At 37.2% G+C, this 24,423-nt stretch carries 25 protein-coding genes; 16 read left to right on the top strand and 9 right to left on the bottom strand.

Annotated elements, in window-relative coordinates:
- Positions 1 to 336 precede the first annotated feature (336 nt).
- The 4 genes from TOL5_RS13595 (at position 337) to TOL5_RS13580 (ending at position 4,972) form a co-directional block, all read left to right on the top strand.
- Entirely contained in the window at positions 337 to 1,680 is a 1,344-nt protein-coding gene (locus TOL5_RS13595; RefSeq protein ID WP_221260402.1) for a spinster family MFS transporter, read from the top strand.
- 90 nt (positions 1,681 to 1,770) lie between these two features.
- Complete coding sequence (locus TOL5_RS13590; protein ID WP_151781149.1) at positions 1,771 to 2,766, top strand: AraC family transcriptional regulator; 996 nt, start codon at positions 1,771 to 1,773, stop codon at positions 2,764 to 2,766.
- A 99-nt stretch (positions 2,767 to 2,865) separates the two neighbouring features.
- Positions 2,866 to 3,972 carry an NAD/NADP-dependent octopine/nopaline dehydrogenase family protein gene (locus tag TOL5_RS13585; protein ID WP_009584616.1) on the top strand — a complete coding sequence of 369 codons (1,107 nt, stop codon included), beginning with the start codon at positions 2,866 to 2,868 and terminating at the stop codon, positions 3,970 to 3,972.
- Between the two features lies 1 nt (position 3,973).
- On the top strand, positions 3,974 to 4,972 hold the full coding sequence (locus tag TOL5_RS13580; protein ID WP_151781143.1) for a 3-hydroxybutyryl-CoA dehydrogenase: 999 nt from the start codon (positions 3,974 to 3,976) through the stop codon (positions 4,970 to 4,972).
- 49 nt (positions 4,973 to 5,021) lie between these two features.
- On the opposite strand, the gene TOL5_RS13575 is transcribed toward TOL5_RS13580, so the two are convergent.
- Positions 5,022 to 5,489, bottom strand: a complete 468-nt coding sequence (locus TOL5_RS13575) for a MarR family winged helix-turn-helix transcriptional regulator (RefSeq protein WP_004831289.1) — start codon at positions 5,487 to 5,489, stop codon at positions 5,022 to 5,024.
- A 149-nt stretch (positions 5,490 to 5,638) separates the two neighbouring features.
- Between TOL5_RS13575 and TOL5_RS13570 the strand changes: the two genes are divergently transcribed.
- The 8 genes from TOL5_RS13570 to TOL5_RS13535 all read left to right on the top strand — a co-directional run bounded on the left by TOL5_RS13570 (position 5,639) and on the right by TOL5_RS13535 (position 13,084).
- Positions 5,639 to 6,751 (top strand): amidase, encoded by a 1,113-nt coding sequence (locus TOL5_RS13570; RefSeq protein ID WP_151781142.1) that lies wholly within the window; start codon positions 5,639 to 5,641, stop codon positions 6,749 to 6,751.
- A gap of 18 nt (positions 6,752 to 6,769) precedes the next feature.
- Positions 6,770 to 7,936: an acyl-CoA dehydrogenase family protein gene (locus TOL5_RS13565; protein WP_005029794.1), complete on the top strand. Its 1,167-nt coding sequence runs from the start codon at positions 6,770 to 6,772 to the stop codon at positions 7,934 to 7,936.
- Between the two features lie 43 nt (positions 7,937 to 7,979).
- The gene (locus TOL5_RS13560) at positions 7,980 to 8,507 is read left to right on the top strand and encodes a nuclear transport factor 2 family protein (protein WP_151781141.1); all 528 of its coding nucleotides are present in this window, start codon (positions 7,980 to 7,982) and stop codon (positions 8,505 to 8,507) included.
- 30 nt (positions 8,508 to 8,537) lie between these two features.
- Positions 8,538 to 9,815, top strand: a complete 1,278-nt coding sequence (locus TOL5_RS13555) for an aromatic ring-hydroxylating oxygenase subunit alpha (RefSeq protein WP_151781140.1) — start codon at positions 8,538 to 8,540, stop codon at positions 9,813 to 9,815.
- A gap of 10 nt (positions 9,816 to 9,825) precedes the next feature.
- Positions 9,826 to 10,311 (top strand): aromatic-ring-hydroxylating dioxygenase subunit beta, encoded by a 486-nt coding sequence (locus TOL5_RS13550; protein WP_151781139.1) that lies wholly within the window; start codon positions 9,826 to 9,828, stop codon positions 10,309 to 10,311.
- Positions 10,312 to 10,321: 10 nt separating this feature from the next.
- Positions 10,322 to 11,059: an SDR family NAD(P)-dependent oxidoreductase gene (locus TOL5_RS13545; RefSeq protein ID WP_151781138.1), complete on the top strand. Its 738-nt coding sequence runs from the start codon at positions 10,322 to 10,324 to the stop codon at positions 11,057 to 11,059.
- A 34-nt stretch (positions 11,060 to 11,093) separates the two neighbouring features.
- Positions 11,094 to 12,047: a PDR/VanB family oxidoreductase gene (locus TOL5_RS13540; protein WP_151781137.1), complete on the top strand. Its 954-nt coding sequence runs from the start codon at positions 11,094 to 11,096 to the stop codon at positions 12,045 to 12,047.
- Positions 12,048 to 12,118: 71 nt separating this feature from the next.
- Positions 12,119 to 13,084: a p-hydroxyphenylacetate 3-hydroxylase reductase component gene (locus tag TOL5_RS13535; protein WP_171064867.1), complete on the top strand. Its 966-nt coding sequence runs from the start codon at positions 12,119 to 12,121 to the stop codon at positions 13,082 to 13,084.
- An 80-nt stretch (positions 13,085 to 13,164) separates the two neighbouring features.
- Here the strand turns inward: TOL5_RS13535 and TOL5_RS13530 are convergent, their stop codons facing one another.
- The 7 genes from TOL5_RS13530 to TOL5_RS13505 are packed head-to-tail and all read right to left on the bottom strand — an operon-like array spanning position 13,165 to position 16,365.
- The gene (locus TOL5_RS13530) at positions 13,165 to 13,857 is read right to left on the bottom strand and encodes a hypothetical protein (protein ID WP_198114478.1); all 693 of its coding nucleotides are present in this window, start codon (positions 13,855 to 13,857) and stop codon (positions 13,165 to 13,167) included.
- A 30-nt stretch (positions 13,858 to 13,887) separates the two neighbouring features.
- Positions 13,888 to 14,580, bottom strand: coding sequence for a hypothetical protein (locus TOL5_RS13525; RefSeq protein ID WP_198114479.1), 693 nt, complete (start codon positions 14,578 to 14,580; stop codon positions 13,888 to 13,890).
- Between the two features lie 13 nt (positions 14,581 to 14,593).
- Positions 14,594 to 15,337, bottom strand: a complete 744-nt coding sequence (locus tag TOL5_RS13520; RefSeq protein WP_151781719.1) for a Tox-REase-5 domain-containing protein — start codon at positions 15,335 to 15,337, stop codon at positions 14,594 to 14,596.
- A 9-nt stretch (positions 15,338 to 15,346) separates the two neighbouring features.
- Positions 15,347 to 15,679 carry a hypothetical protein gene (locus TOL5_RS13515; RefSeq protein ID WP_151781720.1) on the bottom strand — a complete coding sequence of 111 codons (333 nt, stop codon included), beginning with the start codon at positions 15,677 to 15,679 and terminating at the stop codon, positions 15,347 to 15,349.
- Positions 15,669 to 15,926, bottom strand: a complete 258-nt coding sequence (locus TOL5_RS22510; RefSeq protein WP_227560589.1) for a DUF4123 domain-containing protein — start codon at positions 15,924 to 15,926, stop codon at positions 15,669 to 15,671. Before TOL5_RS22510 ends, TOL5_RS13515 begins: the two co-directional genes overlap by 11 nt.
- A 50-nt stretch (positions 15,927 to 15,976) precedes the next feature.
- Complete coding sequence (locus tag TOL5_RS22505) at positions 15,977 to 16,168, bottom strand: hypothetical protein (protein WP_227560590.1); 192 nt, start codon at positions 16,166 to 16,168, stop codon at positions 15,977 to 15,979.
- A complete protein-coding gene (locus TOL5_RS13505; protein WP_009584604.1) occupies positions 16,165 to 16,365 on the bottom strand; it encodes a hypothetical protein in 201 nt (66 codons plus the stop codon). Before TOL5_RS13505 ends, TOL5_RS22505 begins: the two co-directional genes overlap by 4 nt.
- Before the next feature lie 90 nt (positions 16,366 to 16,455).
- Between TOL5_RS13505 and TOL5_RS13500 the strand changes: the two genes are divergently transcribed.
- Positions 16,456 to 17,133: a hypothetical protein gene (locus TOL5_RS13500; RefSeq protein WP_151781721.1), complete on the top strand. Its 678-nt coding sequence runs from the start codon at positions 16,456 to 16,458 to the stop codon at positions 17,131 to 17,133.
- Between the two features lie 168 nt (positions 17,134 to 17,301).
- Here the strand turns inward: TOL5_RS13500 and TOL5_RS13495 are convergent, their stop codons facing one another.
- On the bottom strand, positions 17,302 to 19,773 hold the full coding sequence (locus TOL5_RS13495) for a penicillin acylase family protein (RefSeq protein WP_221260401.1): 2,472 nt from the start codon (positions 19,771 to 19,773) through the stop codon (positions 17,302 to 17,304).
- A gap of 575 nt (positions 19,774 to 20,348) precedes the next feature.
- Between TOL5_RS13495 and catM the strand changes: the two genes are divergently transcribed.
- The 3 genes from catM (at position 20,349) to TOL5_RS13480 (ending at position 24,409) form a co-directional block, all read left to right on the top strand.
- On the top strand, positions 20,349 to 21,266 hold the full coding sequence (catM, locus tag TOL5_RS13490) for a cis,cis-muconate-binding transcription regulator CatM (protein WP_009584605.1): 918 nt from the start codon (positions 20,349 to 20,351) through the stop codon (positions 21,264 to 21,266).
- A gap of 301 nt (positions 21,267 to 21,567) precedes the next feature.
- Entirely contained in the window at positions 21,568 to 22,833 is a 1,266-nt protein-coding gene (locus TOL5_RS13485) for an OprD family outer membrane porin (protein ID WP_198114480.1), read from the top strand.
- 751 nt (positions 22,834 to 23,584) lie between these two features.
- The gene (locus tag TOL5_RS13480; protein WP_100884966.1) at positions 23,585 to 24,409 is read left to right on the top strand and encodes a class I SAM-dependent methyltransferase; all 825 of its coding nucleotides are present in this window, start codon (positions 23,585 to 23,587) and stop codon (positions 24,407 to 24,409) included.
- Positions 24,410 to 24,423: the final 14 nt, after the last annotated feature.

Raw genomic sequence — 24,423 nt, 5'->3', positions numbered from 1 at the left:
TGCAAAAATAAATGTAAAATTCAATATAAATTTAAAAAATATATTTTGGTCAGAAAATTATTTAAGCAATAAAATATCATAAAACCAAATATATCATATGTTTATAAATTATTTTTTAATTATTTATCATACTGAGGAAAATCGGGAATAGCCAAAATAGCAAAAAAGGTATAACTTTATACCTGAACTATTATGGAAAATTCCATGTAAAAATAATAATTATATGGCAGGATGATTTACCTTATTGAAGATTGACTGGAAAAGGAGATGTGTTCTGGTCGCAAGATTTTTCAATAAGTAGACCCATTAGAAAAATGGCATGGACAAGGAAGAAAGATGGATACTCATACAACTGAGCCAACAAGGGCTCAATCCAATATATATGCATGGTATGTCGTTTTACTATGTATGTTGGCATATATATTTTCATTTATTGATCGACAGATATTGGCACTGATGATTGAACCGATTAAAGCCGATCTTGGTCTATCAGATACTCAGTTTAGCTTATTACATGGTTTAGCATTTTCATTGTTTTATGCTTTTATGGGCTTACCTTTGGCCTATTTGGCAGACCGATTTTCACGACCAAAAATTATTGCAATCGGTGTGGTCTTTTGGAGTATTGCAACAGCATTTTGTGGGCTCAGTAAAAACTTTATTCAACTTTTTTTAAGTCGTATGGGCGTAGGTGTAGGTGAGGCGGCCTTATCCCCAGCAGCCTATTCGATGTTTAGTGATATGTTTAGTAAGGATAAATTGGGACGAGCGGTAGCAGTTTATTCCATCGGTTCTTTTGTCGGAGGTGGTATTGCCTTTCTGGTCGGTGGGTACGTGATTGGTTTGCTCAAAAATATGGATACGATCTTGATTCCTGTATTTGGAGCCTTAAAAGCATGGCAGGCGGCATTTATTATTGTCGGTTTACCAGGGGTATTTATTGGATTATTGGTTCTACTCACCGTCAAAGAACCAAAACGTAAGGGACAACGTTTAAATGCACAAGGCGAAGTGGAAAAAACCAGCATGGCTGATGCTTTCAAATTCATCAAAAAACATGCACAAACATTTAAATGTCATTATTTAGGTTTTACATTTTATGCGATGGCGTTGTACTGCTTAATCAGTTGGTCACCTGCATTTTATATGCGTAAATTTGGACTGACTCCAACAGAAGCTGGCTATATGCTTGGAAGTGTTTTATTGGTGGCAAATATTTTAGGGGTATTCTGTGCAGGCTGGTTAAATGACTGGTTTATTCAAAAAGGTCGTAAAGATGCACCGATGATTACCGGTGTCATTGGAATTGTCGGTTTAATTTTACCGATGATGATATTTACCCACGTCGATCAATTATGGCTCTCAGTTGTTTTACTTGTACCTGCTATGTTTTTTGCATCTTTTCCGATGCCAATTTCAACCACAGCGATGCAAATGTTGGCACCAAACCAACTCCGTGCTCAAATTTCTGCCATCTTTTTACTCATCAGTAATCTGGTTGCCGTTGGAATAGGTACAACTTTGGTGGCATTAATTAGCGATAAAGTTTTTGAAAACCCACTGATGGCCGGAACTTCATTGAGTATTGTGGGAACAATTTCATGCATATTGGCATTTATTTTATTGAAAAAAGGCTGTCAGGCATTTAGTGACAGTATGCAAAGGGAACATGCTTCATGATTTAGTCATGTTTGATGACCAACCAGCGCCCATTCTTTAGTGATGGGCGTTGTTGTTGATTTGATCAATCCATAACAAGGGAGTGTAATGATGGAAATATCTGTCAAACTGAATCACCTTCATTATCTGGATGAATTTTTATTATTGAAGTCTGATGACTATCAGACCATCAAAGAACAAATTAGCCATTACTTATGTCCGCATCATTTTGATGTTGCTTTAAGAGAACCTTTGAATACACGATTAAATGGTTTTAGTTTTGGAAATAATGCGCTCTACGATTTGAAATATAGTGCGCCTGTGATGATTACGATTGATGAGCGATTTAACTTTTATTTATTTCGACTTACGCTTGAAGGACAATGCAAAGTCAGTCTAGCAAATCAACATGTGCTGCAATCCGCTGGAATCATGTCCGTCACACATCCTTATACACGGCAACAGATTATCACCAACCAAGATTGTCGCAATATTATTCTAAAATTGTCACAGCACGATGTAGAAGCACAGTTATGTAAGATGTTGGGACATTCTGCTCATAAACCACTTCAGTTTGATACTTCGCCGTCTTGTACGAATGAGCGCATAGATGCTGTGATCGAAACGCTCAATTATCTGTGTCATGCTTATTATCATATTCACAACTGGCAATTTATTTCGAGTAGCTTTAGCCAGTATCTGATTGAATTGATTTTACTCAAAATTCCAAACAACTATAGCGAGCAGTTGCGTATCCAAGGTCATCAGCTTTTACCACGGTATCTGAAAAAAGCCCAACAGTATATTCAAGATCAATTACAACAACCGATTTCATTGTCAAACTTGAGTCAACACTGTGATGTGTCGATCCGTACATTGCAAAAAGGCTTTGGGCAATATTTACAGCAAACCCCAGTGGAATATATCCGTGAGCAACGATTGAAGCATGTGCATCAGGCTTTACAAGCGACACAAATCAATGAAACGGTAACTGATATTTTATTGCGTTACGGTATCCAAAGTTTTGGACATTTTTCGACAATTTATAAAAAGCGCTATGGATGTTTGCCTTCTCAGACCTTAAAAATGAATACTCAGCTCAACTAAAAAATGCCTGCGTGAATTGAATAAGCCATGCGCATTTGGATAAGCCAGATGATTGTGGCTCACCTATGATCAATTGAAAATGAATCATCAGGAGAGATCATGAAAATTACAGTACTCGGCGGTGGGCATGGATGCTATGCAGCTGCAGCAGAAATGGCAGAAAAAGGACATGACGTGGTGTTATGGCGTCGTGATTCAGCAGCCTTAAAACAATTCGCCATGACAGGGCAATTGAAGGTTAAGGATTATCAAGGAGATCGAACCCTAACAGTGGGATTTGAACAGAGTCAGATCAACTTGACTGATGATTTGCAAGCGGCGATCCAACATGCCGAATTGATCATTATTCCTTTGCCAGCGACCACACATGAAGATTTAGCCCAACAAGCGGCAAAATTTTTCAAAGCAGGGCAAGTGGTGTTTTTACCTCCAGCAACATTTGGTAGTTTTATTTTCGCCAAAGCCATGCGAGATGCTGATAACCATGCCGAAGTGGCTTTTGCAGAAACGGGGACTTTACCGTATTTAGTGCGCAAACATGGAGTCAATCAAATTGTAATTAGTGGTTATGCTACAAGATTGCCGACGGGTGTGTTTCCCAGCGCATTGTCAGAACATGCTTTTCAGCAGCTTAAGCAGGCTTATCCAAGTGTAGAGCCGATTGAAGATAGTTTAAGCGGAGCATTGATGAATGCTGGTCCAATTATTCATCCTCCTTTGATCCTCATGAATGCTGGTCCGCTAGAGCATTTTGAAGCTTGGGATATTCACAATGAAGGTACGCAACCTTCAATTCGCCGTGTGACCAATCAGCTCGATGTTGAGCGAATGCAAGTACGTGAGGCACTAGGTTATGCTGCACCTCATTTCCCTTTGGCGGATCACTATAACAAAGCCGATGAGGGAGATGAATGGATGTATGGTCGAGGTGCGCATGGCAAATTAACTGATAGTGGAGATTGGCGAGAAGATATTGATCTACAGTCACATCGTTATATGTTGGAAGACACGCGTTTAGGATTATCCTTTTTAGTTTCGGTGGGACGTTGGGCGGGTGTCGCAACACCTGTGGCAGAGGGTTTGCTGAATATTGCCTCTGCAATTACTGGAAAAGATTTATATCTGGAAGGTCGGACCTTTGAAAATTTAGGTCTAGCCCATCACAGTAAAGCTGAACTGCAAGCGATCTTATTGCAAGGAGTTTAAAATGAGGAAAATTTCAAAGATTGCAATATTGGGTGCGGGTCGAATGGGCAAAGCAATGGCGATTGCTTTTGCCTACGCAGGGCTTAAGGTCGCGTTAATTGATGCTAGGCAACGAAGTGAAATAGAATTCCAAGATTATCACAATCAAATCCAGAGCGATTTGCAAAAAGAGCTTCGATTGCTTGAAACAATAAAATTTATCAATGCTGAACAGCATATATTCATAGATAAGCAAATTAGTATTTTAAGCCGAGATGCATCAATCGAGATCTTATCCAATTGTGATTTATTACTTGAAGCTATTCCAGAAGTAAAACCACTCAAACAGGAAATTTTTGCTTGGCTAGACCCCTATATTTTAGCCAATTGTATTGTTGCTTCGACAACCTCTACCTTTTTGGTCACGGATATTGCGCAAATGATTTCTCATCCTGAGAGAGTGATCAATGCACACTGGTTGAATCCTGCTTATTTGATTCCCTTGGTGGAATTAAGCCGTTCTGAAGAAACTTCAGATGAGGTGGTGGCTGACTTAAAACACTTTTTGCATGACATCGGCAAAGTTCCTGTTGTATGTAATGCTAAAGCTGGGTATATCGTGCCGCGGATTCAAGCATTGGCAATGAATGAGGCAGCAAGAATGGTCGAAGAAGGCGTAGCCTCTGTTGAAGATATTGATATTGCTATTCGTACAGGATTTGGTTTGCGCTTTTCTGTTTTGGGATTATTAGAATTCATTGATTGGGGTGGTGGTGATATTTTGTATTATGCCTCACAATATTTGCAGAGGGAGCTAGGAGATCGCTATCAAGCACCTGAAATCATTGCTGACAATATGCGTCAACAACGCAATGGCTTACGTGAAAAACAAGGCTTTTATAATTATGATCAGGTTGATATTGCTGATTACAAACAGCAAGTGTTACATCAATTTGCAGATCGAATCACCAGCCAGCAGTTAAAACCACTGTTTAATATCTTACAAAATGATGCCGTTTAAACTTTGCTACTTAGCTCATCTCGATAGAGATGAGCTTTTACGATCAAATTTAACTCGAAGGCATGAGATTAAACAGTTTTTTGAGTTGGGCATTTAACTGATGAAGTTCTTCATCTTCAAAGGCATTTAGAATCCCAGACAAAGTCACCTGACTGATCTGATTAATTTGTTCAACCAGTTCTTTACCTTTATCAGTCAGTTTGACCATCGAGATTCGTTCGTCAGCCTCTGATGAAAAAACTTGCACAATATCATCTTCAACTAAACGATAAATCGCTTTGGTTGCCGTGGTTAATTTGAGCGTAGAAAGATTGGCAATCTCTGTAATACTGGCTTGTTCTAAAGCATTAGTACTCAAGATAATTTTACGGCGCGTGTTATCTATACCTAATTTTTTAATCGATTTTTCAATAAGCTGGGTATATTTTCCGTTAACTTGCGAGATCCAGAAAAAAGGGTAGCTTTGTAAACTGCTTGGTTCATTGTTAGGTAGAAATTGTTCTAAATGAGTCAGCATAGCCAAGTAATAACTTTATAAAAATGGATATTTCCCATTATACAAAAATTAAATTTATTTTTCTTTGTTGTTTATCAATAAAAATATCTTGACAATTACATTACTTTTTCCGATATTTATATTAACTATAAAAATACATGGAAAAGTGAATGAATGTCGTTGTACAAGAGGTACAAAAAGGCACAGGTGCTTTGAAAGTGATGGTGAAAGATTCCATCGACATTCAAGGTATGAAAACGATGGCAGGCAGCCAAGCGTTAATGAATACATCTGCTGCGACTCAAAATGCAGAAGTTGTGGATCGTATTTTGGCAGCTGACTGTCAAATTACTGGGAAAACCAATTTGCATGAACTTGCCTTTGGCATTACAGGCATTAACCATCATTTTGGTACGGCAATTAATCCTAAATATCCTGAGTTGATCCCCGGTGGTTCCTCAAGTGGTTCTGCGGCAGCCGTAGCAGCAGGTTTGGCTGATTTTACATTAGGTACTGATACAGGCGGTTCAATCCGTATGCCTGCTGCATGCTGTGGTGTATATGGCTTAAAACCAACGTTTGATCGAGTCAGTCGTCAAGGCGTGCATCCAGCGGTAAGTTCTTTGGACTGTGTTGGACCATTTGCAATGTCAGTCAACATGATTGAAACCGCAATGCAGATTATTGATCCAAGCTTTCACCCTTTAACGGACTTAGCGCAGGCACCAAAACTCGCTTGGCTTGATGTCAGTGCTGATGCTGTAGTGATTGAATCCATTCAGAATTATCTTGCCAACGCTAATTTGACACTGACTAAGGTGAAATCAAAATGGTTTGATCCAGCATTTGAAGCAGGTATGCAGATTATCAATTATGAAAACTGGCAGGCATATGCAGCTTTAACCGAAACAGGACTGGTTGGAGCAGATGTCAACGGTCGATTACTCAAAGCTGCACAAACAACAATGGATCAAGTCCAACAAGCAGAACAAATCAAAGCCAATTTTAAGGCTGAAATTGATGCTTTACTGGCGCAATTCGATGCCTTGATTTTACCAACCTTGCCACAGATTCCACCCAAAGTGAGTGAGGCTGAAAATACAGTGGCGTTTTTGAATTTAACCAGTTTGGTTCGTCCTTTTAATTTGTCAGGACACCCAGCAATTTCAATACCCCTACAAACAGCATCAGGCTTTCCGATCGGTTTACAAATCGTGGCAAAACAAAATGCAGATGAATATCTCTGTGCAATTGCGAAATATATCGTTCAGGCAGGGCAATAAATTACAAGGAAGCAGGTAATGAATCAGTTAGCGACAAAGGATTTTGTAATGGACACAAAAACAGCAGAATTAGACGCTTTATGTCAGGAAATACGCGAGCGTGCTTGTACAGGTGAGTTTGACAATCAAGCTTATGTTAGTCAGGACATTATCGAGAAACTCAAAAAAATTGGTGTATATCGTGCTTTGGTTCCGAAACGATTTGGTGGCAATGAATGGTCACCAAAACAGTTTTGTGAATTGATTGAGCAACTGTCTAAAGCGGATGGCTCAGTAGGTTGGGTTGCAAGCTTTGGGATGAGCCCTGCATATTTAGGCAGTTTACCTGAAGCAACGCTTGAGCAGTTATACCAAGACAGTCCCGATATCGTTTTTGCAGGAGGTATTTTCCCACCACAACCTGCGGAAATTACTGAAGAAGGCGTTGTGGTCAGTGGGCGCTGGAAATTTTCTAGTGGTTGCATGGGGGCTGATATCGTAGGAGTCGGGATTTCACCACAAAAAAATAATGAAACTCAAGGTTTGCCACGTATGGCAGTTATGCCTGCTCAACAGGCACAAATTGAAATGACTTGGGATACAGTGGGACTTAAAGGAACAGGTAGTCATGATTTGGTGGTGAAAGATGTTCTGGTCGCAAAAGAATGGACTTTTGTTCGTGGCGAACCATCGAAGTTATCCGAACCATTTTTTAAATATCCCTCACTGTCACTGGCAACACAGGTTTTAACTGTGGTCGGGATTGGTGTAGCGGCAGCAGCACTTGAAGAGTTTCAAAAGTTGGCACCGGGTAAATCTTCAATTACAGGTGGGGCTGAAATTGCCAATCGTCCGGTGACCCAATATGAATTTGCACAGGCTGAAGCGGAGTTTAAAGCAGCACGTGTTTGGTTCTATGACACCATGCAAATCGTTTGGAATGAAGTGCTTGCTGACCGTACACCAACAGCGGAACAGATTAGTGACATGCGTTTGTCATGTACCCATGTAGCAAGAGTCTGCGCACAAGTAACACGTAAAATCCAAATGCTGGCAGGTATGACCGCAATCTATACCCACAATCCATTTAGCCGTTTTGTGAATGATACCAATGTGGTGACACAGCATGCCTTTATGGGAGATGCCACCTTACAAAATGCGGCATTGGTCAGTTTTGGCATGAAGCCAACACCTGGTTATCTATAGTTTGATAAACAACATTAAAAAATAGTACAGGGATGAAGCAAAGATGAATGATCAAGTCGTTTTACAGCATCTTTTACAGCGGATACAACAACTTGAAGCACAAAATGCGATTCGTAATTGTATCAACCGCTATATGGAAATTTGTGATGGCTTAAATGCCGATACTGATCTAGATGAACTCATGGATTTATTTGATCCAGACAGTATATGGGAAGGGATTGGGGAAAAATATGCCCAATCTTTTGGACGTTATGATTCTTGGCACGCCATTTTTAATATGTTTAAAAGCTATACCCAGAAAGAATCACATTTTGTGATGAATGCGCACTTCGTCAGTTCAGAACAAATTGAAATAAATGATGAACAGGCAAACGCAAGTTGGTTGATGTTGCAAACCTCAACCTTTGCTAATGATCAAAGCCATTTAAACGCCGCAAAACTTACAGTGAAGTTTAAACAGCAAGCCAATGGGCGTTGGAAAATTAAACATTTCCAGACTGAAAATATTTTTAGTCGCCCCGTATCCCACTGGAACAGTACAGCGAAATTGCCAGTACCGTCTCAGCAATAACCTATGGATAGATTGAAAAGGATAATTGATATGAACAGTATTATTCCAATGCAGAACATTGAAGTTGATTACAGTGATTTGGTTCAAAGTGATCGTGTACATACCTCTTTATATAAAGATGAACATATCTTCGAACAAGAGATGGAAAAAATTTATTACAGCACTTGGGTCTGGGTGGCACATGCCAGTGAAATTCCTGAAGGCGGAAGTTATAAAACGATCAATATAGGTCAACAACCTGTTGTTGTGGTTAGAGATCGTAAGAAGAAAGTTCATGTTTTGTTAAACCGTTGCCGTCATCGTGCAGCAACACTATGCGAACATAAAAAGGGCAAGACCAATAGTTTTGTCTGTCCTTATCATGGTTGGAGTTATGCGCTTGATGGCTCATTACGTGGTGTACCTTCACCCGAAAGTTATGGCGACTGTCTCGACAAGTCTGAATTTCCGTTGGTGAGCTTACGGGTTGAAGAATACAATGGAATGATTTTTGCCACCTTTAAACAGGATATCGAACCCTTAGAAGATTTTTTGGGGGCTGCTAAAAAATGGATTGATCTGTTTATGAAGCAAGGTGCAGGGTATCCAATCAAAGTATTGGGTGAGCATCGTTTTCGTTTCCCAGGTAACTGGAAAATTCAGTTAGAAAATACCACGGATGCCTATCATTTCCCTTTAGTACATAAGTCTTTCTTAAGCTCAGTTGATGAGAAAACAGAAGAACTGTTCAATTTTGAAAATCAACCCGGTTTTGTCGAAGACTTAGGCAATGGTCACAGTGTCATGGTGATGATTCCTGAACTGGTCGATCTAGATGAAGAGTTAATGGAGCGACCAATCCAAGAGCGCTTTGAGGACTTGGCTCAGGCTTTACGTGATGAAGGTCATGAAGAATTGGAAGTCCGTCGCATCGTACGTGCTGTTGGCGGATCTGGTTTTAACTTGAATTTGTTTCCTAACATCGCTTGCTCAATGGCTTTCTTCCGAGTTATGCAACCTATTTCAGCCAAAGAAACCGAAATTCACCACTCTGTCATTACCATGGATGGTGGACCACAAATCGCCAATCAATATCGTTTACGTCTACATGAACATTTCCAAGGACCATTTGGTTTTGGAACTCCAGACGATTCTGAGGCATGGGAACGTGTACAACATGGTGCAAACGCAGGCAATGATTTATGGATCATGTTAAATCGCGGTCTACCGGGTGAAGTGAAAACTGATGATGGTTTAAAGAGTGATGTCAGTGCTGAAACAGGCATGCGTGCTGCTTATCAGCAGTGGAAAAAGTTGATGACGGCTTAAGGAGATTGCCATGAAAATTGATTTAGATTTGCTCAATGAAATTACAGCTTTTATTTGGGCTGAGGCAGATATGTTGGACCACTCTGAGCATGATAACTGGTTAGATTTATGGAATGAGAAGGGCGTCTATATTATTCCAATTGATCCCAAACTGACAGATTATGAAAATAATTTGAACTATGCCTATGACGATCATCATATGCGTAAGTTACGTGTGCAACGCTTACAAAATGGTGAGGCAATTTCAACTGCACCAAAAGCCAATACTGTACGTAGTGTCTCACGTGTTCGCATTGTAAAAAATCAAGATGGAGAAATTATTTTACGTTGCGCACAAAACTTACGTGAGTTTCGTAAGGAAAGTCTAAAACATTATACCGCTGATGTGACATTTCATTTGGTTCGTGACTCAGAGCATGGATTTAAAATCAACAGAAAAATTATTAATTTAGTTAACTCGACCGATACCTTGGCGGGTATCAGTTATATCCTCTAGGAGCAGAAAAATGAAACAGGTGGTTTTAGTAACAGGTGCTGCTTCTGGATTGGGTAATGTCATTGCCGAATATTTTGCGGCTCAAGGACATCAAGTCATTATTTCAGCAAGTAGCTTAGAAAAGGCAGAGAATGCCAAAGCACGCAGTCAATATGCTGAAAATATGTTTGCCTTAAAACTCGATATTTCAGTAGAGGCTGACTTTCATGCAGCAGTGCAGTGGATTCAAGAGAAATTCTCAAAACTGGATGTATTGGTTAACAATGCAACTGTGACCAAGGCAACGCCTGTTTTAGAGATTACTGCTGCGGATTTTGACTGGGTGACACAGGTGAACCAACGTGGCACTTTCCAAGCTTGCCAGATTATTGGCAAATACATGGCTGATCAGGGTTATGGGCGTATCGTGAATATGGCTTCTTTGGCTGGTCAAAATGGTGGAACTGCTACAGGCGCACACTATGCAGCGAGCAAAGGCGCAATCGTTACCCTAACTAAAATTTTTGCTAAAGAATTTGCAGCCAAAGGGGTGACTGTGAATGCGATTGCTCCCGGACCGATGGAGTCTCCGATTGTACATAGCGTAGTATCCGACGAAAAAATGACGCAATTTATTGAAAATATCCCTGTTAAGGCATTAGGCAGTATGACGTTTATCGCTGAGACCTGTGCATTACTGGCAAGCCCAAGTGCTGCATTTGTGACTGGTGCAACGTGGGATATTAACGGTGGATTATTTATGCGCTAAGCCTAGCGCTCAGCACATAATAAGGAGATAAATCATGACGATACTCTATAATGTGGTTGTCAGAAACCGTCACGTTGAAGGTGGAAATGTTGCAGTCATGGAGTTTGAGTCTGCAAATTCAACGGCATTACCAAAAATTGAAGCAGGTGCTCATATTGATGTGCATTTGCCGAATGGCATGGTACGTCAGTATTCACTTTGCCAAAATCCAAATGCGATTGGTACCTTTCGATTAGGAATTTTACGTGATCCTGAATCACGTGGTGGGTCAGTATCTGCATTTGATGACTTAAAAGATGGCATGCAGATTCAGGTCAGTGAACCTAAAAATCTATTTCCATTGGTTAAGGCTAAACATTCGGTATTAGTAGGAGGGGGTATTGGAATCACACCCTTGATTACGATGGCTTATCAACTTGCACAAGAAGGCGCTTCCTTTGAGCTGCATTATTGTGGAGCAAGCCCAGAGCAGTGTGCTTTTGTCGATGAAATTAAAAATGGTGTGCTGGCACCGTTTAGCACCTTTCATTTTAAATCGGAAGGTGCCAACCATCGTGAGTTTTTCCAATCCGCCCTTCAAGACATCGAAAAGGATAGCCATATTTATACGTGTGGTCCCAATGGCTTTATGGATTGGGTAATTAACTTAGCCCTTAGTCAAAATTTTCCCGAACAGCAAATTCATAAAGAGTATTTTCAGGTTGAGGTAGAAACTGGCGGAGATGCTTTTGAAGTCGTGGCTGAACGTAGTGGCAAGATCATTATGGTCAATGCTGAAGAAACGATTTTGCAAGCTTTGGCACGTGAAGGCATAGATATCGAGATGTCATGCGAACAAGGGGTGTGTGGTACCTGTATGTGCGATGTGATTGAAGGCGAACCAGACCATCGTGATGTGTACTTTACAGATGAAGAAAAGTCTAGCAATGAACAAATATTGGTGTGTTGTTCTCGATCTAAGTCAGCACGGTTGGTCCTTGATATTTAATCAGTTGGATTAAACCACGATATCGAGATGACAAAGATAGGACATCGAATAGGATAAAAATTCAGGAGAGAATAATGAATTCACGACAATCAATGGATGAAATCGCAATAGATCCGATGCAGTTTAGACGTGCATTAGGAAATTTTGCAACTGGCGTCACCATCGTCACCGCACAAAATGATCAAGGTGAAAAAGTCGGTGTGACTGCAAATAGCTTTAACTCTGTGTCTTTGGACCCGCCTTTGATTTTATGGAGTATTGATAAGAACTCATCTAGTTTTTCTGTATTTGAACAAGCCACTCATTTTGCTGTGAATATTTTATCGGGTTCTCAAATTGAGTTATCCAACAAATTTTCACGCCGTAATATCGACAAATATGAGGGAACAAGCTATCAGACTGGTGCCGGCAAAGCGCCAGTTTTAGACCATTGTTCGGCTGTGTTTGAATGTGAGCGACATGAAATTATTGAAGGTGGAGATCATTGGATCATTATTGGAAAAGTGGTGAAGTTTCATGATCAAGGACGTAGTCCTTTGGTGTACCATCAAGGGGCTTATTCTGGGGTAATTCCACACCCTTTGCTTCAGTTGAAAGATACTGTTCAAGCTGAACCAGAGGATTTAGGGCAACTTCATCAAGGACATTTATACAGTAATGTGTGTTATCTGATGAGTCGGGCGTTTAAATTCTATCAAACCGATTATATTCCTAAACAGCTTGTGACAGGGTTCCGTACCAGTGAGGCTCGCTTATTATTGGTATTGGGAAGTGGAACAGCTTCCAATAAAGCGGATTTACCTCGAGATATTGCCATGCCGATGCGCGAGGTTGAACAGGCTGCAACAATTCTTAAAAAAGATGGCTTAATGGTTGAAAGTGATGGTTTTTTCAAATTGACCGAAAAGGGTAAGAAAACAGCACATTATTTATTTGATATTGCAGACAGTCATCAAAATGAAGTTTTTGAAAAATACCCTGAACAAGAAAAGGAAGTATTTATAAAAATCTTAAAGGATATTGCAGGAATTGCATAAGATTATAAAAGCCAGTAACTGATTAAGTTCAGTTATTGGCTTTTTGTCGTATAGGATGAGAGAAGACAAAATCATTGTCATCACAAATCAACTTCACTAAAAAAATCTGAATCCAGCTCAGTTTCAGGAATTGCATTTAAGGCAACTAAAGCAATCGCATTTTCTTCAATAATTTTTTTCATACGACCAGATTCTTCAAAAATATTTTCATCAAAAATCAAGATACTTCCTTGATTGAGATCATTTAAAACATCTATTTTTTTATATAAGTGGGGAATGGAATTTTCACTTATGATTTGTGGAACATAGCATATTGCTGAAACAGGATGTCTGTGTTCGAAAACAACAATATCTCTAAAAAAGTCATCATAAATAAAAATATATTTAAAATTTAAATGAGTAAGCATTATTTGGAATAGCTTTTTTAAAATTTCCGTATTTAATTGATTTTCAAGTCCAAAACTCAATCCGCTATTACTGAATGTAATACTTATATATTCAGCGCTGTCATTTTTTCCATTCCATAAAAGTGCTGAATCAAAAGGGTCTTTTTTTCTAGCATTATATAAATATTTAAAAGCTTCTTGACTTGGAAATGAATAACCCAAAGGTTTAGAAGGATTAATCGCATTATTAATATAAAGATTTGAAAAAATAGGATGTAATTTCTGAGCTTCAAGAACGATACTCTCTAAAGCTTTTAATTGTTGTTGAATCTCTTGATCAGAGTTCGATAAGGCTTTGTAAAATAAAGCGTGTAAATTATATTCCATATCAAAAAGCCTTATCATCAATAGTCAAAATCACAAATCAACTTCACTAAAAAAATCTGAATCCAGCTCAGTTTCAGGAATTGCATTTAAGGCAACTAAAGCAATCGCATTTTCTTCAATAATTTTTTTCATACGACCAGATTCTTCAAAAATATTTTCATCAAAAATCAAGATACTTCCTTGATTGAGATCATTTAAAACATCTATTTTTTTATATAAGTGGGGAATGGAATTTTCACTTATGATTTGTGGAACATAGCATATTGCTGAAACAGGATGCCTGTGTTCGAAAACAACAATATCTCTAAAAAAGTCATCATAAATAAAAATATATTTAAAATTTAAATGAGTAAGCATTATTTGGAATAGCTTTTTTAAAATTTCCGTATTTAATTGATTTTCAAGTCCAAATCTCAATCCGATGTTACTTAACGCAACACTGATATATTCAGTGGTTTTATCATCTCCATTACATAAAAGCACTGATTCAAAAGGATCTTTTTTTCTAGTATTATATAAATAATTAAAAGCTTCTTGACCTGGAAATGAATAACCCAAAGGTTTAGATGGGTTAATCGCATTATTAATATAAAGATTTGAAAAAATAGGATGTAATTTTTGAGCTTCAAGAACGATACTCTCTAAAGCTTTTAATTGTTGCTGAATCTCTTGATCAGAATTCGATAAGGCTTTATAAAATAAAGCATGTAAATTATATTCCATTTTTTATCTCTATTTACAGGGGCTCATATACGGTTGTAACTAATCTACCACTAACATCATCAAAATGCTTTTTTGCATCTTCTTCTATAAAATACCAAATTAATTTAGTAGTTTTATATCTTAAATTGATTGTTTTCTGCCTGCCTGCTTCTTTGATAAGACCTTGATATATAAATTCTCGGATTTTTCTTTTTGATTCTGCTAAAAACTGCGCATAATTTCCTTTAGCCTCAACCAGTGTACATGGTATTGGCCATAAGCCATCAAAAGAGACATCATTTAAAAGCCATTCTTCAATCAGGGTCGAAGGTTTTGTTTTTCCCTCTGAAACTGAAGGCGTGCCTGCTCTAAACTTTAATGGATCACTTAACATATTGGATATTTTAAATTGATATTTGGCATTATCGGGATCACCAAATGAAATTTTCTTGCGATGTTTTTTGCCAAACGTAAAAGCTTCACATTTTTTACATTTGGTTTGTTTTTCCTTATCGATTTCTTTATTTTTGATTTTTTCTTGTGTTTCTTTGGCAGTTTTCTTTAAATCTTCTAAAGCTTCAGGAGATAACGGAATTTCTCTAGTATTTGGAATTCCAGCGAAAATGACAGCTCCTGTTCCCACACCTATGGGCTTACCACCTATGCTAGGTGACGTAGGAGTAGGTTGTCCAATTTGAGGCTTTGGTGTTGTTTTTGTAGGATTCGGTTGATCACCAACACCAGCCCAACCGAGTACCAAAGTAGAGAGGTTATCCATTTTATGTCCTTAATTCATTTCGTACTCTAAGACTGATAATAAATCTTTGGCTTTAACATTCGATGCAAAGATAAATTTTTGAATATTTTCATCAAATAAAAATTTTTTTCTAAGAATTACATTCCAAATGATGAGCTCAATCATGACACCGTTATCTGTAATTAATTGAGTGACGAGTAAATCAAAACTGTTATAAATTTCTGTTTTAAGATGTTGTATTTCATGATCATAAATCGAAAGTAATAACGAGTTTTCTAAAATTTCGTTGTAAATACTTTCACATATTTCATCTCTATCTTTTAATGATTCTAGGCTGAGTATCTGATTTTGATTAAGTTTCATTATTGTTGATCTCATACCCCAAGTCATTGAGTTTAAAATAATATGCATCAATTCCGTTCATAAACTCTTTTTTTTGTTCTGGCGTTAAGATTTGGTGAAGTCTATTTAAAATTCGTGGGTCATAGAATCTCAAAATACCGATTCCTCCATCTTCTAATTCAAGATAAAGTTTTTCACGTAATATATTTTTCAATTGTTTTATGTTGAGTGCGCTTTTGAAAAAAATCATCGCATTATGTTGATTCATCAACTTGATAATATTCTCGAATTGTAAAGATTGAATAAACGGTAAATGAATTAAAATCCGCCAAATAAATAAGCTTCTTCTTCAAAGGTATCCTTAAATAGATAATCACATGAGCCAAAGGTATGTTCAATATGCGTAATTTGTTTATGGTCGATCTGAGCACCATCGATTAGACAATAGAATCCTAGATTTTTTTGGTTATTCTCAATGAATTGATCAAAATCTTTTATTGTTATAATCATCGCCTGATAATTCCCAAACCTCGGTTAGCCGCATCCATTAAACATTCTACACAGATGGGTTGTTGTAAAGGGAAAATTGGCATAGATATTCTTTCACCAGTTTTAAATTGGTGTTGACCTGCATGAACTTTGAATTCTCGTGGTGTAATAAAGGTTATTCCATCTTTACCAATGATTAACTGAGAGTCTGCTGCCATATACTCCTCTTTTTATAATAGATGTTGTTAAATTTGTATTTAATTTATATTAATATACCTATTAAGTAAACTACAAAGTTAATTACAAAAATGACATTTATCCTTGCGATTCAACTTAAAGACAGTGCCATCGTGGCTTCTGATCATCAATCTGCCATTTTACATGAGGATGGTTTTTTAGATTTCTCAGAAGAAAAAATTAGAAAAATGCACTATTGGGAAGAGGGCATGATTACGGGGAGTGGCGAGTATCATGTGGTGCAAAGAGCTTTTGAAATTTTTAGTTTAATTGCGTGCTCAAACATACAAAAGTTGCCTGAATGTCTTGAGATTTCAAGAAGAGCTAAAGAGTTAGAAGTGGGTACAGATTATTCTCAGATACAAAGGACAAAATTGCTATGTTCTCGTTTTACAGAACAAGGTGCACAGCTGTATACAGTAGCTCGTTTGGATCATCGAGATAATTATACGATGACAGCAATAGAACCAATGAAAATATCACTTTGGATGTTTAATCCAGATGTATCGGCTGTAATTACAGACTTACAGTATTTATTCGATCATTTAAGAAACTATTCATCTTTTAAAAGTTTAAATGACTGGTTTGAATATTATATTCCCCAAATCGCTAGAATCTATAAAAAGCAAAGTAAACATGATGCTTTTATGAGTGAAAGTTTTGATATTTATTTTCAAAATAAAGAAAATTATTACTCAGATCCTGTCCCTAACAGAAGTGAAAAAATCGCGAAGATATCAATATTATAAAATTATTCTAAGAAGTTGTATAACAAATAATAAAGTTATTGAGTTCAATAGGCTTCTTCAACGAAGATTTGTTTGAACAATTCTTTTATACAGAGAACCTTCACCCTAAGTGAATAGGAAAAGGAACCTTTAAAATCAATTATAACGCATATTATTTTTTTTGCAAAATTAATAATTTAACGTGATACTTTGTTGGGTATTTTGATCAATTTGCTTTTGACTGACCGCATCATTTTTACAAGTGTAATTTTCAAACAATGAAAGCTGATCGGCAAAGTGTGGATCAAGTTGACCATTTCGATGAATAAAGCCACTTTGACCTGGGGCAAGAATAGAACACATTGTCACTTGGCTAGGATCTAATACCACACGGAAAGTCGCACTTCCAGTATTGCCATAAGTGTTGAGTTGTTGTTGATTTGCCTGATCAGCCCAAGGAATACCGACAGAATTTTTGTTTGAAAAACCCATAGTCGCGACAGGTATTTTCCAGTCACTCGGTTCTTTCGAGTTATATTGGCTAGTTAATTCGAGCAATGTTTTTTCAAGTGCGATCAAAACCACATCTTCAGGCAATTGACCATTCAAGAAATCAACGGTTTGAGGAACCGTGGCTTGTTTCCCCTGTAATGCATTCCAGATGAGTTTCGATGCGCTGGCTGGCTGAGTACTTCTCGGATCATTGTTGACTGGATAAAGTGTATCTGTGTAACGTGTATAAATATTTTCAGATAAATGAGGTTTAAGCACAAGTTCTATCATGTGATTGAGCCATGTTCGCATAATCGCTGGAGCTGCACCTTGATAAAATTTTCCTTCACTGTCAGGGCGTAATTTAAAATCCCAACTTGCTAATAATGGTGCGACTTTTTTGGCTAAAGACGAAGATTTACGACTTTGAGCCGCTTTGACCATATCAGGAATAAAATAGCGTGCATTCAGGTCTGACCAAGCCCCCAGTTTATTGATGTCCCAAATATCCTGCTGGCTTAATTTTTGTTTGCTCGTCAAAGGTTCTATTAGTTCATTGACTCGATCGACATAGGAAAAGTTGGATGAGTCTGAACGTAAGCCAGCATAAGCCTTATTGTTCCAACTACTGATATAGTCTTTTTCTGGGTTATAAGCTTTGGGATTATGCGAAAAATCATAAAAACCTTGCCATTCCATTGAGCCATCACCCTGAGCTGGCAACTGAATATGTTGATTTTCAGGGCGGATCGGTAAACGCCCCAATGCAGCAACACCGATATTATTTTCTGTATCGGCATAAAACCAAGTAATAGATGCTGCAACACGCTTGGCTTGATCAAGAAACTCATTCCAGTTATTTGCCTTAGCTGCATTTGCCCAACCTAATAAGGTTTCAATTTCTAGACCTTCCCAACTCCGTTTTTGAGCATATGCGGTATGGTTTTTTTCATCCCATGTACTGACAAAGCCCTGTTTGCTTTTATAAACATCTAAAACATGGTCTGCTTGATTACGTACTTTAATACTCATTTGACGATGTTCTAAAGGAATATATTGTCCTTGATAGAGATATTGCTTTGAATTATTCGGATTTAATTTGAGTTGATAAATATCGTTAGTATCAAGAGAGCCGACTGTCGAACCCCAAGCAATTTTACCATTGGTACCAAATAAAATTGCAGGTAATCCAACTGGTGTAATCCCTGTCAGATTATAACCAGCACCATGTAATCCTATGGAGTAAGTAATTGCAGGAGTGTACCAGCCTTGCTGTGGACCATTATATAAAACCGTTTGACCTTCAACCGTTTTATCTGCTTTGACAACCCATGCATTACTTGCAGTAGGAACACCATCGACCACATTCTTACCCATTGCGACTCGGGCTTGAGCGAGATATTGCTGAGCGGCTTGATCTGAGATCGGTGAAATATTTTTTACTTGCGCTTTTTGATGCACTGAGATTTGTGCTTTTTGATCACTTTCAATGATCGTTGGAGCGCTTGGATCATCCAGCCAACGCAATTGTTGATAGAGTTTTAAACCTGTAACTTGACCTTTTTCTTTCTGAAGTTGTGTCAGTAAATCTAAATTTGAGACCTCTGAACTGGCAGAAAAGAATCGATTCAGAATTAAACCAACCCAAACCATTGCAATATCTTCTGATGCCCATAGCGATGGTTGAAAATCATAATCAATAAACTCTTTTGGCATCAGTTCAGGATTTGCCAATACTTCTTCGATGCGTTTATTGAAACCCGCGGCATAGCCATCAAAAATGGCACGATCTTCAGGGGAAAGTTGCGCAATTTGCCGTTTAATTTCATCTGGGTTAAAGCGGCTATGTGTTGCGATATCATATTGAAGGTATTCTGACCCAAGTACTTCCGCAACAGTGCCTAAGCCCGTGCGTTTAGACATTTCCATCTGAAATAAACGATCTGTTGCTACCGCATAACCATAACCATAAAAAAGCCCATATGTATCATCTGCATAGATATGAGGTGTCCCATAATTATCTCGTTTAATGCTGACTTGCTTTTGTGGTTGATTTGACTCTAGATGTGAAGAGGAACTACAGCCTGCTAGAAAGAAACAACTTAAAACACTAGCTTTGAGCAAATCGACTAAACGGAGTGGCTGAGGGTTATATATGCTTAGTTTCAATTGAAATATCCTTTTCATTATTATGAGAAAACAATACTTTCAGTGGCATCGGTCTAAAAATAGTGAGCTTAAAGACGTACGGGCTTGCATTGTTGATAAAATTATTGTTATTTTTATATGTAATTTTCTAGTATTTGTAAGGTATATCTTTATACTTTTTCCAAAATGCATTTTTAAAAGTCTATTTTAAAATGATGAATATTTATTAAGAATATGATTTATATATTTATTTTATATGATCTTGAATTGGTTCTTTTACTTTAATCAAATGTTTATAAATCAGACTCTCAAATATTTTTTATTCATTGGAGACTAGAAAAAGATCAAATTTATAGATCTGTATTTTAAAGCTGTTGTTTTTAAATATTAAAGATGGAGCGTTCTATAAGTTAAGCGAGTTTTGAGTGGGATTGTTCAGTTTTGGTGTGATTAAAGTTGAGATGTTGTGACTTTATTAATGTTCCATGAAGGATGATTGGATCATGCTTAAACACCAAGCTGATTACTCAATATATTTTATATTTGTGACTGTTGGGTTTGTATCTTATGGAAATTCAACAAAGCAGGGCAATTAAATGGAATTAAGACATCTTCGTTATTTTGTCACGGTCGTTGAAGAGCAGAGTATTACCAAAGCTGCGGAAAAGTTATGTATAGCTCAGCCACCTTTAAGTAGACAAATTCAGAAGTTAGAAGAAGAACTGGGTATTTTGTTATTTGAACGGGGTTCTCGACCCGTAAGAACAACAGATGCAGGTCAATTTTTTTATCAACATGCTGTGCAAATTCTTACACATACTGCACAAGCAACATCTATGGCAAAGCGTATCAGTTCAATCAATATGATTATACGGATCGGCTATGTCAGTTCTTTACTGTATGCTTTGTTGCCACAAATTATTTACTTATTTCGTCAAAATAATCCTGATATTCAGGTTGAGTTGCTCGAATACGGAACCAAAGATCAAATTGAAGCTTTGAAGCTTGGAAAAATTGATTTGGGTTTTGGACGTTTGAGAATCAGTGATCCTGCAATCAAACGAATTTTACTGCGCAAAGAAAAATTAAAATTAGCAATTCATAAAAATCATTATCTGACTGAGTATGTCCATAAAGGGATTTATTTATCTCAAATTATTGATGAATCGATATTTTCTTATCCGGCAACACAAAAACCTAATTTTTCTACGTTGATTCAATCTATTTTCACTGAATTAGGTTTAGTGCCAAAAAACATGATAGAAGTTCGTGAAATCCATATGGCATTAGGTTTGGTTTCATCGGGTGAAGGGGTATGTATTATTCCTGAAAGTGCCAGTGATATTGGAATGAAAAATCTAGTTTATATCCCAATATTAGATATGGAAGCATATAGTCCGATTTCTTTAGCGGTAAGAAATATGGATCAAAGTCCTTATTTATCCAAAGTGTTAGAGTGCGTTAAACAGGTATTTGAAGAAGAAGGAATTCCCTTGCAATTCGAAGGGTACTAGGTCAAATACAGCGAGTAGGAGCTTTGTTGTATTTTAGCTTTAATCGCTGAGTGATGTATGTTGTGCCTGTCAAAATGGATGATGAGATGGGGATTTAGCAAAAGGTATGACAATATACTTTTAATGATATGGAAAATTACATTAATAATTCCAATACTTAAGCTTAAGCCAAAACACTTAAAGATTATATAGCACTGATTTTTATTTAATTTATTAAAGTGAACTGGATTGAGATAACAACGGGGTAAAGGTCCCATCGTTGCAATAAACAAAAACTTAAGCTTTCAGGAAAGGATTTCCTATGTTGAGATTAAATGTATTTTATAAAGTGCAAAAAATCGCACTTTATACCGCTTTAGCTTACTTAAATGTTCATGCTGCTCATGCAGACTTTTTAGAAAATAGTGAAAAAAGTATTTATTTACGTAATTTCTATATGGAACGGGACATTGAAGGTACAAATAAAGATATTGGGAGTTGGTCACAAGCTGTGATGGGACGTTTTGAGTCTGGCTATACAAATACACCCGTACAGTTTGGATTAGATTTAGGTGTGCAGTATGCATTGCGTCTGAGGGATCGTTATGACGAACGATCAGATACCATTTTTAAATATGATCAATCTGAAGGGCGTCAGGCACGAGATTATTTAAAACTGGGTGCGACTTTAAAATTAAAATATCAGGATACCGAACTCAAAATTGGTGAGCTTTTTCCAAAAACGCCCGTATTATTCATGGATGACTCTCGCCAACTGATCACAACTTTTGCTGGTGTAATGTTGGAAAGCAAAGACATTGAAAATTTAAAGTTATCTGCCGGTAGATTTACGCATGTCAATGCACGTGATGATGACGAGTTTAGGAAATTTACTTTAGGAGCATCGACAGATCCTCGTAAACGCAGTGATGGATTAAATTTCATTGGTTTGGACTATAAGCTGACACCGCATTGGAATGGTGCTTATTGGTTTGGACAACTTGAAGATATTTATCAACAACACTATGTCAGTGCAGCATATTCAAATCAAATAGGCGCAACAAAATTTAAAGTTGAAACTCGCTATTTCAATTACAAAGAGGATGGTGATGCTTATTTTGGAAAGATTGATGCTCAATCCAAGAGTTTGCAAAGTACTATGCAAAATGGTGCAAATACATTGTCTTTAGGCATACAGAAAAATTCAGGAGAAGATAATATTCCTTTGTTAAATGGCTTTGTTCCACAAGGCTATTTACAAACGTGGTCATCGGTTGCTTTCTATAAAGCCAAAGAATTCACTTGGCATGCTTTATATAGTTATGATTTTAAAGACAACGGAATTCCAGGTTTGAAACTGACATTACGTTATTTAAATGGAAGTGGTATTTATCGAGCAGGATTAAAGGACAATAAAGAAACTGAAAAAAATCTGATTGTTAGTTACATCGTTCCACAAGGAAAATTTAAAGGTCTAGGTGCTGAGTGGCGGCATATTCGTGCTGATATTAAATACGGAGCAGGAAATACTCCAGGCGCAGATTTTATAGAAAACCGTATTTTAGGAACATATACATTCAAATTTTGATTGGATGGAAAACTCAATATTTTTTCATTGGGCTTCGTAACAATCAAAAACTATCATTGATTGAATATGGATAAAATTATTATCCATATTCAATTTTTGCCATGAAAAGATCAGCATTTTTTCTTACTTTAAATGAATAAGCCCATTAATTTTTCTAAATTTAATAACTGATGTTACGCACTTGATTTAAATTAAGTAGGTGAAAAAGAAAAAGCTAAATTTACACGACGGAGTCTTACATCCAAAGTTTAAATTTATGGAATAGCCTTCGGCTCGATGTACTTTTGTTTTGGCATGAGGAGCAAAGCTCCGCAAGGGCAACTATCTTGCGCAGCGACATCGCTGCTCACCGCAGAACTCGTTCACTATCGTCAAAATATTCAAAGTTTCGCAGAAACTTTACTTATTAGAAGGAGTCCTGCCTCAAGCAATTGCGGATGACGTTTTCGCGTATCCATATTCTTCTAGCTCCAAAATTTAATTTTAGAGTTACTGCGTAACATCAGTTAATAAAAGAAATACATCAAGAAAATGTGTAGATTCCTCATTCAAAAAATATGATTAAATGATAATGATATTTATTTGCATTTATGTTGCATTAGGCTTAGCATGATGTCTAACTTTTCATGATGTTGATCAATGAAATAAAACAGTGTGTCGGGGGGGAGACTTGGTTTTTGTGAATTTTTCCCTTTTGAACGTGAGCATCAATCAGTTCAAAAAAGATATTTAATTTTATAAGGAAAGCACAATGAATAAGATTGCCTTGAATTTACAAGATGAAATTGCTGATACTTTATTGATTACATTGTATGCAAAGTCCGTAGAAACACGAAAACAAGTTCCTCTGATCAACGATCAAACGGCTTGTGAATTGGTCGAAAAAATTGATTATGATTTTTCAAAATACAAAAATAAAACCGCAAGTTCAGTTGGGGTTGCAATTCGCTCTAATCATTTTGATCAGAAGGTGAAGCAATTTATTCAATGCCATCAAAACCCAATAGTTGTTTTTGTTGGGTGCGGATTAGACACACGCCTTCAACGTATTGGTGAAAGTGCTCAGCAAGCACAATTTTATCAACTCGATCTCGATGAAGTGATAGAACAACGAAAGAAACTGTTATCACCACAAGAAAATGAACATTTAATTGCCAGTTCCATGCTCACAACAACATGGATGGATCAATTGAAACAAGATCACCCTCAAGGAGACTTTATGTTCGTCATAGAAGGGGTGTTAATGTATTTTAATGAAGCACAAAATAAACAAGTTCTTATCGGTTTGGCAGAACGTTTTTCAGGGGCAGAAGTACATTTTGATATGCTGAATCAATGGATGAGCACCAAATCATCATTACATGACACTGTGAGTAAAACCAAAGCAACTTTTAAGTTTGGTCTAGATGACGACAAAGCGATTGAAGCTTGGCATCCTAAACTCAAATATGGGCAGACTTATTTATTTAATCAGTTTAAAGGTTGGCGTCGAATGGGCATTATTTTAACTACTTTAATGTCAATTATTCCGCAAATGAAAACATCTTCACGGATTTTAATGTATCGAATTAAATGACGCTTTTAAAAATG

The organism is Acinetobacter sp. Tol 5, from assembly GCF_019702905.1.
Taxonomy (GTDB): domain Bacteria; phylum Pseudomonadota; class Gammaproteobacteria; order Pseudomonadales; family Moraxellaceae; genus Acinetobacter; species Acinetobacter bereziniae.
The sequence above is the reverse complement of the archived record's forward strand: the minus strand, read 5'-3'. Positions and strand labels throughout refer to the sequence as shown.

What these genes read in the sequence shown, in the direction of transcription:
- TOL5_RS13595 (WP_221260402.1), top strand. Translation starts at nt 337, where the DNA reads ATGGATACTCATACAACTGAGCCAACAAGGGCTCAATCCAATATATAT.
- TOL5_RS13590 (WP_151781149.1), top strand. Translation starts at nt 1,771, where the DNA reads ATGGAAATATCTGTCAAACTGAATCACCTTCATTATCTGGATGAATTT.
- TOL5_RS13585 (WP_009584616.1), top strand. Translation starts at nt 2,866, where the DNA reads ATGAAAATTACAGTACTCGGCGGTGGGCATGGATGCTATGCAGCTGCA.
- TOL5_RS13580 (WP_151781143.1), top strand. Translation starts at nt 3,974, where the DNA reads ATGAGGAAAATTTCAAAGATTGCAATATTGGGTGCGGGTCGAATGGGC.
- TOL5_RS13575 (WP_004831289.1), bottom strand. Translation starts at nt 5,489, where the DNA reads ATGCTGACTCATTTAGAACAATTTCTACCTAACAATGAACCAAGCAGT.
- TOL5_RS13570 (WP_151781142.1), top strand. Translation starts at nt 5,639, where the DNA reads ATGAATGTCGTTGTACAAGAGGTACAAAAAGGCACAGGTGCTTTGAAA.
- TOL5_RS13565 (WP_005029794.1), top strand. Translation starts at nt 6,770, where the DNA reads ATGAATCAGTTAGCGACAAAGGATTTTGTAATGGACACAAAAACAGCA.
- TOL5_RS13560 (WP_151781141.1), top strand. Translation starts at nt 7,980, where the DNA reads ATGAATGATCAAGTCGTTTTACAGCATCTTTTACAGCGGATACAACAA.
- TOL5_RS13555 (WP_151781140.1), top strand. Translation starts at nt 8,538, where the DNA reads ATGAACAGTATTATTCCAATGCAGAACATTGAAGTTGATTACAGTGAT.
- TOL5_RS13550 (WP_151781139.1), top strand. Translation starts at nt 9,826, where the DNA reads ATGAAAATTGATTTAGATTTGCTCAATGAAATTACAGCTTTTATTTGG.
- TOL5_RS13545 (WP_151781138.1), top strand. Translation starts at nt 10,322, where the DNA reads ATGAAACAGGTGGTTTTAGTAACAGGTGCTGCTTCTGGATTGGGTAAT.
- TOL5_RS13540 (WP_151781137.1), top strand. Translation starts at nt 11,094, where the DNA reads ATGACGATACTCTATAATGTGGTTGTCAGAAACCGTCACGTTGAAGGT.
- TOL5_RS13530 (WP_198114478.1), bottom strand. Translation starts at nt 13,857, where the DNA reads ATGGAATATAATTTACACGCTTTATTTTACAAAGCCTTATCGAACTCT.
- TOL5_RS13525 (WP_198114479.1), bottom strand. Translation starts at nt 14,580, where the DNA reads ATGGAATATAATTTACATGCTTTATTTTATAAAGCCTTATCGAATTCT.
- TOL5_RS13520 (WP_151781719.1), bottom strand. Translation starts at nt 15,337, where the DNA reads ATGGATAACCTCTCTACTTTGGTACTCGGTTGGGCTGGTGTTGGTGAT.
- TOL5_RS13515 (WP_151781720.1), bottom strand. Translation starts at nt 15,679, where the DNA reads ATGAAACTTAATCAAAATCAGATACTCAGCCTAGAATCATTAAAAGAT.
- TOL5_RS22510 (WP_227560589.1), bottom strand. Translation starts at nt 15,926, where the DNA reads ATGAATCAACATAATGCGATGATTTTTTTCAAAAGCGCACTCAACATA.
- TOL5_RS22505 (WP_227560590.1), bottom strand. Translation starts at nt 16,168, where the DNA reads ATGATTATAACAATAAAAGATTTTGATCAATTCATTGAGAATAACCAA.
- TOL5_RS13505 (WP_009584604.1), bottom strand. Translation starts at nt 16,365, where the DNA reads ATGGCAGCAGACTCTCAGTTAATCATTGGTAAAGATGGAATAACCTTT.
- TOL5_RS13500 (WP_151781721.1), top strand. Translation starts at nt 16,456, where the DNA reads ATGACATTTATCCTTGCGATTCAACTTAAAGACAGTGCCATCGTGGCT.
- catM (WP_009584605.1), top strand. Translation starts at nt 20,349, where the DNA reads ATGGAATTAAGACATCTTCGTTATTTTGTCACGGTCGTTGAAGAGCAG.
- TOL5_RS13485 (WP_198114480.1), top strand. Translation starts at nt 21,568, where the DNA reads ATGTTGAGATTAAATGTATTTTATAAAGTGCAAAAAATCGCACTTTAT.
- TOL5_RS13480 (WP_100884966.1), top strand. Translation starts at nt 23,585, where the DNA reads ATGAATAAGATTGCCTTGAATTTACAAGATGAAATTGCTGATACTTTA.